Raw genomic sequence first — 10,997 nt, forward strand, 5'->3', positions numbered from 1 at the left:
TCTTCATACCGCATCCTCCGGCGGCGTCCGCGGATTTGCGGTCGGCGGCGCCACCGCCGCCAGCACCGCGCGGGTGGACCCGCGGTCGCCGACGGTGATCCGCACGCCACCGCCGGCGTAGTGGCGCACCCGCAGACCGCTCGCGTCGAACACTCCGCGCCAGTCGCCGGGAAGGTAGACGAAATTCGCGTGGCTGTCGGCGCTGTACACGCCGGCCGCCCGCAACCGCCTCTGCAGGTATCGGCGCTCACCGGCGATCATCCGGATCCGTTGCTGCAGTTCGGCTTCCGCGTCGAACGACGCCGCCACGGCGACCAGGGCGGTGATCGCCACCCCGAACGGCAGCTGCATCGTCCACAGCCGACGCGCCAGCGCGGGCGCGCAGAACCCGTAACCGATGCGCAGGCCGGCCAACCCGTACGCCTTGGAGAACGTCCGGATCACAACGAGATTCGGATACCGCGCGATCAGGGACATGGTGTCGAGACGGGAATCGGGCGGCAGGAACTCGGCGTAGGCCTCGTCGAGCAGCACCACCGTCTGCGGCGGCACCTGCGACAGGAACCAGTCGATGTCGGCGGCGGGCTCGACCGTGCCGGTCGGGTTGTGCGGCCGGCACACCACCACCACCCGCGCGCCGGCCGCCGCGGCCGCCATGGCCTCGAGGTCGTGATGGCCGTGCGCGTCGAGGGCGACGGTGACCGACCGCAGCCGGGCCATCTGCGCGAAGATCGGATACCCGTCGAACGTCGGCGCCGCCATCACCATCGTCTCGCCCGGGTCGGTCACCGCGTGCAGTACCTGCATGATCACCCCGGTCGCGCCGACGCCGATGACGATCTGATCGTCGGCCACCCCGATGCGGCCGGCGATCAACGAGCGCAGCCGCTCGGGCAGGTACTCGGGATACCGGTTGGCCGCTTCGATCGACGCGCTCAACGCGGTCTGCACCGACGGCAGCGGCGGGAACGGATTCTCGTTGAGCGACAACGCCGTTGGGTCCGTCGCGGTGGGCAGCGCGCCGACCGCGCCGAGTCCGGCCGGTAGCGCCATCAGTCCCGGCCGCCCCACCGCACCGCCGCGGCGCCTGCGAAGTCGCCGGCGTGCGCGAACGCCGCCATCAACACCACATCACCCGCGCCGAGTTTGCCGTCGGTGACCGCCCGGTCGAGGTTGATCGGGATGCCCGCGCCGAACAGGTTGCCGCACTCGTCGAACGTGTCGACGTGCCGTTCGGCGGGCAGTTCGAGCGCCTCGCGCCAGTTCCGCAGGAACACCCGGTTGGGCTGGTTGGAGACGAACAGATCCAGATCGGCGGGCTTGACGCCGATCCTGTCGCACACCGCATACGACACCTCGGGGACCTGTCGATTGCCGCGCGCCAGCACCTTGGTGATCTTGCTGTCGGTGAAGCCGATGTAGCCCTCCCCCGGACCCGGCTGCCACCACTTGCGCGGCGGGTCGGCGGCGATCGTCATGTCGCCGGCGTATTCGCCGTAGGTGCGGCATTCGACGGCCAGGATCGGCGAGCGGTCCGACACCGCCACCAGGCCGACGGCCGCCCCGTCGCCGGGCACCGCCGCCTGGGCTTTGCGCCGCACCCCCGGTTGGTCGAACACCTGGCCGGCGGCGTTCTGCGCGACGGCGATGACCGCGGTGCGCCCGGCACCGGTGGCCAGCAGCTGCTGCGCCAACTGCAGGCCCAGGACGAACGCCGCGCAGCCGCCGTTGTGCAGGTCGAACACCCACGCCGGTTTCATGCCGAGCCGGTGGGCCATGGCGCCGCCGCCGCCGTAGAACGGCATGTCAGGCATCTGGGTGTGGGTGATCAGCACGTCGGCGCCGGTGATCGCGTCGTGGCCGTGGCGCTCGATCAACCCGGCCGCGGCGCGTTCGATCATGTCGACCGCGGTCTCGTCCTGCGCGACGTGATGGCGCCACTTCGGCGCCCGGAACATCACGCTGTCGCGCAGCTCGTCGGACTCGGCGAACTGCGCGTAGTAGTCGGCGCCGATCGGTTCGCCGGGCAGATAGGTGGAGACGTCGAGCAGGCTGACGGTCATCGGTGCTCACCTCATCCAATCCGGGGTGACCGAAAGACCGTTGCGGTGACGGTATTCCGCGATGGCCTTGAGGTTGCGCAGCTCCAACAGGTGTCCGGCGCCGAACATGTCCCAGAAATCGCCCACCCACACCGGACGCTGCGGCGGAGCGGTCTGCGGGTAGGGGTTGTGGTCGTAGAACGGATGGTGGCAGTTCGTCCACAGCACCACCGAACCGGGCCGGTCGAACACCACCTGCGCGTCGACGATGCGCATCAGGTAGATCATCCACAGGTGGGCGCCCTGATCCCACGCGCAGTGGTAGTCCACGGTCCTGGCCTGCCGGTTCGCCACGGTGCGGGTGAAGATCCTTGTCTCCGAACCCAACCGGTCGTACGCCGACCACAGCCCGGGCTCTTCGGTCGGAGCGAAGCCGCGCAGGCTGTAGGTCCACTCCTCCAAACATCGGGTGTCGGCGAGGTAGTCGAACAGGTCGTCGGGCGGACAGTCGATGTGGCTGTTAACCGTGCAGTACTCGCCGAACACCTCGTCGTGCGGGTAGACCGACCGCATCATCTCCATGATGAGCGGGGTTGCCCGTTCCCGCGGTGACGTCTCGATGCGGATCAACCCGTCGAGCGGTTCGGGTGAGCCGCGGTGGGCGGTGATGTCGTCAAGCGCGGGCAGTGTCATGACCGGGGTGCTCCTTTGCGGTAAATGGTGTGCCGAGAAATGCTGCGAACGGCGGGATTTCGTCGGCCGAACAGTCGACGCTGATCACCGCGGGCCCGTCCGTGTCGAGCGCCGCCGACAGCGCGGCGCGCAGCCCGTCGACGTCGTCGACGTCGGTGGCGGGCAGGCCCGGGAACATCGCGCGCAGCCCCGCCCCGAGGTGGCTCGCGCCGAACCGGTTGTAGCTGTACCGGTCGCCGTAGAACACCTGTTCCCGGGTCACGCACATCGCGTGCGCGTGATTGTCGAAGAGGCAGAACGTGATCGGCAGCCGGTATTGCCACGCAGTGTGGATCTCCATGCCGTGCATGTAGAAGCTGCCGTCGCCGGCGATGACGACGGTGCGGTTGCACCGCGCGAACGCCATGCCGATCGCGGCGCCGAAGCTGTAGCCCATGCCGCCCATGCCGAGCGCGACGACGAACCGCCCGTCGCGGCGCGCCGGGAGATGGTGGATGGCCGCGGCGCCGATGTTGCCCGCGTCGACGACGACGTCGACGCTGCCGGGCAGCAGCTCGTCCAGCGCCACCATCGCGTCGCGGTAGCGCACCCCGACGCCCGAGTGCGGCGGCGTCGGTAATTCGGTGCGCGGCAACGCCTCCGGCACCCGCAGCCGGGCGGGCCGGCCCTCCCCTGAGAGCGCGGCGATCAGCGTCGTCAGCGAGACGCGCAGATCGTCGCTGTGCACATGGGTGCATCGCGGGTACGGCGGCGCACACCCGAGGGACAGGACCGGCACCGCCGCCAACGCATCGTCGAGACCGGCGCGCGCCGTGACGCTCATCCGCGTGCCGACGAGCAGGCACACCGCGCTGTCCGCGACGGCCGCCGCGACCCCGGGATGGCCCATCACGCCGGTGACGCCCAGCGCCGACGACGACCCGCGCCCGGGCGTGCCGGCCACATCCTTGGCGTCCGGCACCGTGGCCACCCGGGCCCGCAGCAAGGCCCGCAGACATTCGAGTTCACGTCGGGCGTCGTCGCGCGCCACCTGCTCACCGGCGATGATCGTGACCGGGCCCGCGGCGCTGCGCAGCGCCCGGGCGATCGGGTGCGGGTCGGCGGACCGGGCGCCGGTACTCGCATCGCCACCGAAGCCGTTGACCGGAACTGCGCCCTGCTGAACATCTTTCGGGAGCAACAGCACCGCCGGGCCGCGCAACTCGCGGGCCGCTGCGACGGCGGCGGGCAGCGCGGAGACGATGTCGACCGGCGTCGTCACCCGTCGGCAGAACACCGACACCGACGCGAACAACGCCGTCGCGTCCAGCGCGCCGTTGCGGCCGCTGGTGTCCTGGAACGCGCCCCGCCCGTCGAGGGCCGTCGGCGGCTGCCCGATCAGCGCCAGCACCGGCACCCGGCTGGCCAGCGCCTCCCCAAGTCCCGGCACGGTGTTCAGGCACCCGCCGCCCGACGTCGCGGCGAGCACACCGAACCCGGCGCCGCCGCGGCTGTAGCCGTCGGCCATGGTGGCCGCGGAGAACTCATGCTTGGCGAGCACGGCGGTGATGTCGGCGCGGAAGACCGCGGCGTCGTAGAGGTCCTCGATGTTGGCGCCGTCCACACCGAAGATGTGCCCGACGCCGATCGCCGCCAGGTATTCGACGATGTGATCGACGACCCGCATGTGTCACCTGCTTCCGCACGCCCTAGCAGTGACACGCGCCACACCGCGATCCGGTTCACCGGATCGGTGGATTTACACCGGACGTTCCAGCAGCACCTTGCCCGAGTCGGGCGAAACCAGTTGCACGGCGGCGATTTCGTGCATCTGCAGCGGGGTGTTGGCGCTGGGCAGCGCGGTCGCCCCGGACAGCCCCAGCCAGGTGGCGACCTGATTGCGGCTGCCGTCGTGGCCGACCACCACCATGGCCAGGTTCTGCGGGTCGCCACCGCTCTGGCCCCAGTCCCCGTACGAGCACGCCATGTCGATGCGGGTGCCCCAGCCGTAGCCGGTCATCGAGACCGTGGCGTTGATCGGCGTCTCGGACACCTTGTTCATCTCCAGCTGCTGGCCGGACGCCTGCGGCGGCGCATCGCTGCCCAGCCCGAACGCGTCCGGGCGGATCACCAGAACCAGGCCGACGGCGAGCACCGCGGCCGCCGCGCCCACCGCGGCCGTCGCGAGCCAGCGGGTGCGCCGGCGCCGGGCGCGCACCTTGTCCAGCAGCGTGTCGAGGAGTTCGGCGGGCGGTTCGGCGTGCGCGGGGTCCAGGTCGGTGAACGCGTCGGGCCCGATCTTGCCCAGCAGCGCGGGAATTCCGCTCAGCTCGGCGACCGCGGCCCGGCAGCTCGCGCAGGTCTTCAGATGCGCCTCGTAGGCGCGGCGTTCCTCGCTGCTCAGCGAACCCAGCACGTAGGCGGCGTCCCAGGTGACGTAGGAGTCGGTCACCGCGTCACCCCCATTTCTTGCAGTTTGAGCTTGAGCGCCCGGACCCCGTAGTGCAGCCGCGATTTCACGGTGCCCTCGGCGATGTGCAGGTCGGCGGCGATCTGCGCCGTCGACCAGCCCTGGTAGTAGGCCCGGCTGATCACCGCGCGGTGCTCGTCGGACAGTTCTCTGATGGCTTCGCCGAGCAAGATCCGGTCCAAGGCAGACTCCACCTCATCGGGGCCGGCCCAATCCGCTTCGGCCTCCATGTCCGCGGTGCCGGACTCGCTGCGGAACCGGGCGCTGCGCCGCTCATCGATGATCAGGTTGCGGGCCACGGTGAACAGCCAGGCCCGCGCCGATCGCGAGCTGTCCGCGGTCACCTCGGGATGCCGCCATGCGCGCAGTAGCGTCTCCTGCACCACATCCTCCGCCCGGGCTCGATCACCCGTCAGCCGGACCGCATACCGCCAGATGGCAGCGGCGTGCTCCGCATAGAGCACGCGCATCACGGTTGCCTCGGGGTCGTCCAAATTCAACCTCCGCTATGGATACGAATTTGCCCGTCGTGTGGTTCAGTATCGGCCCCCCGAAGCTCAGAAGGGCATCGAGCGGCGTCCTTCGGCGTCGCCGCCGGTGAACCGTTCGTGCATCGTCAGCAGCACGGCCGCGCACGCCGCGCGCTCGGCGGGGTCGATCTCGTCGAGCACGCGGGCCAGTTCCCGCCGCCGATACGCGGTGACCTGCCGGACCAGCTTGCGGCCCGGCGCGGTCAGCTCGAGCGTGACCACGCTGCGATTCGACGGATCCGCACCCCGGACCAGGTATCCCGCGGCGTGCAGCCGGTCAGCCAGCCGTGTCACGGTCGAACCGACGACACCGAGTGCCTTCGCGCATTCGGTGGACGTCGAGCGGCCCCGCTGCGCGAGCACGGCCAGCAACCGGAACTGGGGCAACGACACGTCGACGCGGTCCACGCTGCGCAGCGCCAGCCCGACCAGGTCTCGCGCTGCCACCTCGAAGGCCGTCAGCTCCTCGACGGGAGTCTTGGTCACGTCAGTTTCCATGATCGGCGCATGGCGAAAAGTATTCCACGCGAGAGTCGATGACCGAGCCTCCGACAACTGTTGCATAAGGCAAGTCTTGCATTACGCAAGACTAAGAGGCAGACTTGAGTCTGGACTCGATCAAGTTTTATGGAGGCGGTATGCCGGCGACCCAGTGGCGCGACGCACTGCGCTCGGCCGGCCTGCGGGTGACCCAGCCGCGGATAGCGGTTCTCGCCGAGGTGCACAGCCATCCCCACGCAGGCGTCGACGAGATCGCCGCGGCCGCCCGACGACGCATCGGGAAGCTGTCGACGCAGGCGGTTTACGACGTGCTCTACGCACTGACCGGCGCGGGCCTGGTGCGCCGCGTCGAACCGGCAGGCTCCCCCGCCCGCTTCGAACTGCAGAACGGGGACAACCACCACCATGTCGTGTGCCGGCGCTGCGGGGCGATCGACGACGTCGACTGCGCAGCCGGGCGGGCACCGTGCCTGCACGCCGGCACCGACACCGGCTACCTGATCGACGAGGCCGAAGTGACGTTCTGGGGCGTCTGCCCCGGCTGTCAGCACGAACGACCAACCAACTGAACGGAGATCACCATGACCGCTTCGAAATTCGGTTCCACCACCGGTACGGGCGCACCCGCCGCCAGCGACCGCAACACGCTCAGCGTCGGGCCCAACGGCGCCCTGCTGCTGCACGACGTGCACTTCCTCGAGCAGATGGCGCACTTCAACCGCGAGCGGGTCCCTGAACGCAACCCGCACGCCAAGGGCTCCGGCGCGTTCGGCGTGTTCACCGCCACCGAGGACGTTTCCCAGTTCACCAAGGCCGCACTGTTCCAGAAGGGCGCCAAAACCGATCTGCTGGTGAGGTTTTCGACTGTGGCCGGTGAGCAGGGCAGCCCCGACACCTGGCGCGACGTGCGGGGTTATGCGATGAAGTTCTACACCTCCGAGGGCAACTACGACCTCGTCGGCAACAACACGCCGATCTTCTTCGTGCGCGACCCGATGAAGTTCCCGCACTTCATCCGCAGCCAGAAGCGCCTGCCCGACTCCGGTCTGCGCTCGGCGCAGATGCAGTGGGACTTCTGGACGCAGAACCCGGAATCGGCGCATCAGGTCACCTATCTGATGGGTGAGCGGGGGCTGCCGCGCACCTGGCGACACATGAACGGGTACGGCTCACACACCTACATGTGGGTGAACGCGGCCGGCGAGAAGTTCTGGGTGAAGTACCACTTTCACACCGACCAGGGCCTGGAGTTCCTGACCAACGACGAGGCCGCCGCGCTGGCCGGCGAGGACGCCGACTTCCACCGCAAGGACCTGTTCGACGCGATCGCCCGCGGCGAGTACCCGAGCTGGCGGCTCTCGGTACAGGTGATGCCGTACGCCGACGCCGCCGACTACCGGTTCAACCCGTTTGACCTGACCAAGGTGTGGCCGCACGCGGACTACCCGCTGATCCCGGTCGGCACCTACACGCTCAACCGCAACCCGGAGAATTTCTTCGCCCAGATCGAACAGGCCGCGTTCTCGCCGGGCAACACCGTGCCGGGCATTGGGCTGTCACCGGACAAGATGCTGCTCGGCCGGGCGTTCGCCTACAACGACGCCCAGCGCAACCGGATCGGCACCAACTTCCACCAACTCCCGGTGAACCAACCGCAGAACGGCGTGCCGGTGAACACTTACATGTTCGACGGCCAGATGGCCTATCACCATTCCGGGTCCGCGCCGGTCTACGCGCCCAACAGCGGCGGGCGGCCGTGGTCGGACACCACCGGACCGGTCGAGGACGGTTGGCAGGCCGACGGCGAGCTGCTGCGCGCTGCGTACGCCCTGCACGCCGAGGACGACGACTTCGGTCAGCCCGGCACGCTGGTGCGCACGGTGTGGAACGACGAACAACGCGGCGCGGCCGTCGACACGATCGCCGGCAGCCTCAGCGGGGTGAGCGGTGAGGTGCTCGACCGGGCTCTCGAGTACTGGCGCAACGTCGACGACGACCTCGGCGCCCGCATCGAGAAGGTGGTCCGCCAGGACACGGCACCCGAACCCGTCCAGGGCATGGGCGAGGGATGAATCGACGAGGTCGCGGGCGGCCTACCGGGTGAGGATCCGCGGCCCGTCCTCGGTGACGGCCACGGTGTGCTCCCAGTGCGCCGCCCGTGACCCGTCCGCGGTGACGACCGTCCACTCGTCCTCGAGCACCACGGTTTTCGTGGTGCCCAGCGTCAGCATCGGTTCGATGGCCAGTACCGAACCGACCTCCAGATACGGGCCGCGGCCCGGGGCGCCTTCATTGGGCAGGAACGGGTCCATGTGCATCTGCCTGCCGATGCCGTGCCCGCCGTAGCCGTCGACGATGCCGAACTTGCGGTCGAATTGCCGTTCGGCCGCGCGGGTAGCGGTCTCGATGGCGTGCGAGACGTCGGTGAGCCGGTTGCCCGGGACCATCGCGGCGGCACCGGCCTCCATCGCCTGCCTGGTCGCCGCCGACAGCGCCTCGTCGACGGGGATCAGCTGTCCCACGCCGAAGGTGATGGCCGAGTCGCCGTGCCAGCCGTCGACGATCGCGCCGCAGTCGATGGAGACCAGGTCACCGGCGGCCAGCACCTCCGTCGCCGACGGGATGCCGTGCACCACACGGTCGTTGACCGAAGAACAGATGCTGGCGGGGTACCCGTGGTAGCCGAGGAATGACGGTACCCCGCCGCCGTCGCGGATCACCGACTCGGCGATCTCGTCGAGGGCCAGGGTGGACACGCCGGGCGTCGCGGCCTGGCGCACCGCGGCCAGTGCGGACGCCACCAGCGCACCCGCGACCGCCATCGCGTCGAGCTCACCGGCGGTGCGCTGCGGCACCACCTTGCGACCACGCAGACCGGGCAGACCGATCATGAATTACTTGCCGAGCGCCTGCAGCGCGCGCGCGAACACCTCGTCCAGGGTGCCCACCGCGTCGACCTGCTGCAGGTTGTTGTGGCTGTAGTACTCGAGCAGCGGATAGGTCTCGTCGCGGTAGACCTGCATCCGGTTGCGGATCACGTCTTCGGTGTCGTCCTCACGGCCGCGGGCCTTGAGCCGCTTGAACAGCTCATCCTCGGAGACCTTGAACTCCAGCACCGCGTCGAGCTTGGTGGCGTGCTGCTTGAGCATCTCGTCGAGGGCCTTGGCCTGCTCTACCGAGCGGGGGTAGCCGTCGAGGATGAAGCCGTCGGCGGCGTCGGCCTGGGCGATACGGTCTTCGACGAGCTTGTTGGTCAGCTCGGAGGGCACCAGGTCGCCGGCGTCGAGGTAGCGCTTGGCCTCCACCCCGAGCGGGGTGCCGTCGCCGATGTTCTGCCGGAACAGATCGCCGGTGGAGATCTGCGGGATCCCGAGCTTCTCGGAGAGCTTCTGGGCCTGTGTGCCCTTACCGGCGCCGGGGGGTCCGAGCAGAACGAGTCTCACTTCAGGAATCCTTCGTAGTTGCGTTGCATCAGCTGGCTCTCGATCTGCTTGACCGTGTCCAGGCCGACACCGACCATGATCAGCACGCCGACGCCGCCGAACGGCAGGTTCTGCACCGGCCCGCCGCTGCCGACGGTGAGGAACAGGTTGGGCAGCACCGCGATGACACCGAGGTAGATCGAGCCCGGCAGGGTGATGCGGCTCAACACGTAGCGCAGATAGTCGGCGGTCGGCTTACCCGGACGGATACCGGGGATGAAGCCACCGAACTTCTTCATCTCGTCGGCGCGTTCGTCGGGGTTGAAGGTGATCGACACATAGAAGTACGTGAAGAACACGATCAGGCCGAAGTACACCCCGATGTAGACCGGGCTGCTCGGGTCCGTCAGATACTCCGCGACGAAGCGGGTCCACCAGTTCGTCTCGCCGGGGTTCGAGCTCCCACTCTGGATCAGCTGCGTGATCAGGTGCGGGATGTAGATCAGCGACGACGCGAAGATCACCGGGATGACGCCGGCCTGGTTCACCTTCAGCGGCAGATACGTCGACGTGCCGCCGTACATCTTGCGGCCGACCATGCGTTTGGCGTACTGCACCGGGATGCGGCGCTGGCCCTGCTCGACGAACACCACGCCGACGATGATCGCCAGGGCGCCGGCGCAGACCAGCGCGAACACCAGCCCGCCGCGGCTGTCGAGGATCGCCTGCCCCTCACCGGGCATCGCCGAGGCGATGCTGGCGAAGATGATCAGCGACATGCCGTTGCCGATGCCGCGCTCGGTGACCAGCTCGCCCATCCACATCACCAGCGCCGCGCCGGCGGTCATCACGAGCACCATCACGACCAGGGTGAAGATGTTCAGCCCGGCGTCCTGGCCCTGGATGATCTCGAGCGAGCAGCCCTGCAGCAACCCACCGTTGGCGGCCAGCGCCACGATGCTGGTGCTCTGCAGGATGGCCAGCGCGATCGCCAGATAACGCGTGTACTGCGTCATCTTGGCCTGACCGGCCTGCCCCTCCTTGCGCAGCTGCTCGAAGCGCGGGATCACCACGGTCAGCAGCTGCACGATGATGCTCGCGGTGATGTAGGGCATCACGCCCACCGCGAAGATCGACAGCTGCAGCAGCGCCCCGCCGGAGAACAGGTTGATCAGCGAGTAGAGCTGTCCTGATTCACCGCCGGTGACCTCGGCGATGCACTCCTGCACGTTCGGGTAGTTGACCCCCGGTGACGGGATCGAGGCCCCGGCCCGATAAAGGATCACGATCCCCAACGTGAACAGGATCTTCTTTCTCAGGTCGACAGTCCTGAGTGAAGAGATGAAAGCCGAGAGCACTC

The 10,997-nt window shown here is 68.8% G+C and carries 12 protein-coding genes; 2 read left to right on the forward strand and 10 right to left on the reverse strand.

The genetic code is table 11. From position 1 onward, the window contains the following. Window positions 1-3: 3 nt before the first annotated feature. The 7 genes from BLW81_RS28830 to BLW81_RS28860 form a co-directional block, all read right to left on the reverse strand. Window positions 4-1,053, reverse strand: coding sequence for a pyridoxal phosphate-dependent aminotransferase (locus BLW81_RS28830; protein ID WP_083410884.1), 1,050 nt, complete (start codon window positions 1,051-1,053; stop codon window positions 4-6). Continuing rightward, window positions 1,053-2,063 carry a 3-oxoacyl-ACP synthase III family protein gene (locus tag BLW81_RS28835; protein ID WP_083410178.1) on the reverse strand — a complete coding sequence of 337 codons (1,011 nt, stop codon included), beginning with the start codon at window positions 2,061-2,063 and terminating at the stop codon, window positions 1,053-1,055. Before BLW81_RS28835 ends, BLW81_RS28830 begins: the two co-directional genes overlap by 1 nt. A gap of 6 nt (window positions 2,064-2,069) precedes the next feature. Further along, window positions 2,070-2,735, reverse strand: a complete 666-nt coding sequence (locus BLW81_RS28840) for an SRPBCC family protein (RefSeq protein WP_083410179.1) — start codon at window positions 2,733-2,735, stop codon at window positions 2,070-2,072. Then, window positions 2,716-4,401, reverse strand: a complete 1,686-nt coding sequence (locus BLW81_RS28845; RefSeq protein WP_083410180.1) for a thiamine pyrophosphate-binding protein — start codon at window positions 4,399-4,401, stop codon at window positions 2,716-2,718. Before BLW81_RS28845 ends, BLW81_RS28840 begins: the two co-directional genes overlap by 20 nt. A gap of 72 nt (window positions 4,402-4,473) precedes the next feature. After that, window positions 4,474-5,166, reverse strand: a complete 693-nt coding sequence (locus tag BLW81_RS28850) for an anti-sigma factor family protein (RefSeq protein ID WP_083410181.1) — start codon at window positions 5,164-5,166, stop codon at window positions 4,474-4,476. Continuing rightward, window positions 5,163-5,678 carry a sigma-70 family RNA polymerase sigma factor gene (locus BLW81_RS28855; protein ID WP_083410182.1) on the reverse strand — a complete coding sequence of 172 codons (516 nt, stop codon included), beginning with the start codon at window positions 5,676-5,678 and terminating at the stop codon, window positions 5,163-5,165. Before BLW81_RS28855 ends, BLW81_RS28850 begins: the two co-directional genes overlap by 4 nt. A gap of 63 nt (window positions 5,679-5,741) precedes the next feature. Next, a complete protein-coding gene (locus BLW81_RS28860; RefSeq protein ID WP_083410183.1) occupies window positions 5,742-6,212 on the reverse strand; it encodes a MarR family winged helix-turn-helix transcriptional regulator in 471 nt (156 codons plus the stop codon). Window positions 6,213-6,352: 140 nt separating this feature from the next. Here BLW81_RS28860 and BLW81_RS28865 point away from each other — a divergent pair, with 140 nt between their 5' ends. Both BLW81_RS28865 and BLW81_RS28870 read left to right on the forward strand, forming a co-directional pair. Next, window positions 6,353-6,784 (forward strand): Fur family transcriptional regulator, encoded by a 432-nt coding sequence (locus BLW81_RS28865; RefSeq protein ID WP_083410184.1) that lies wholly within the window; start codon window positions 6,353-6,355, stop codon window positions 6,782-6,784. A 12-nt stretch (window positions 6,785-6,796) separates the two neighbouring features. Beyond that, window positions 6,797-8,287, forward strand: coding sequence for a catalase (locus BLW81_RS28870; protein WP_083410185.1), 1,491 nt, complete (start codon window positions 6,797-6,799; stop codon window positions 8,285-8,287). Window positions 8,288-8,308: 21 nt separating this feature from the next. Here BLW81_RS28870 and map read toward each other — a convergent pair whose 3' ends face one another. The 3 genes from map to secY are packed head-to-tail and all read right to left on the reverse strand — an operon-like array spanning window position 8,309 to window position 10,995. After that, entirely contained in the window at window positions 8,309-9,106 is a 798-nt protein-coding gene (gene map / locus BLW81_RS28875) for a type I methionyl aminopeptidase (protein ID WP_083410186.1), read from the reverse strand. Window positions 9,107-9,109: 3 nt separating this feature from the next. Further along, a complete protein-coding gene (locus BLW81_RS28880; protein WP_083410187.1) occupies window positions 9,110-9,658 on the reverse strand; it encodes an adenylate kinase in 549 nt (182 codons plus the stop codon). Further along, window positions 9,655-10,995, reverse strand: coding sequence for a preprotein translocase subunit SecY (secY, locus tag BLW81_RS28885; RefSeq protein ID WP_083410188.1), 1,341 nt, complete (start codon window positions 10,993-10,995; stop codon window positions 9,655-9,657). Before secY ends, BLW81_RS28880 begins: the two co-directional genes overlap by 4 nt. Window positions 10,996-10,997 lie beyond the last annotated feature (2 nt).

Origin of the sequence: Mycolicibacterium rutilum (assembly GCF_900108565.1) — a bacterium.
GTDB classification, from domain to species: Bacteria; Actinomycetota; Actinomycetes; order Mycobacteriales; family Mycobacteriaceae; genus Mycobacterium; species Mycobacterium rutilum.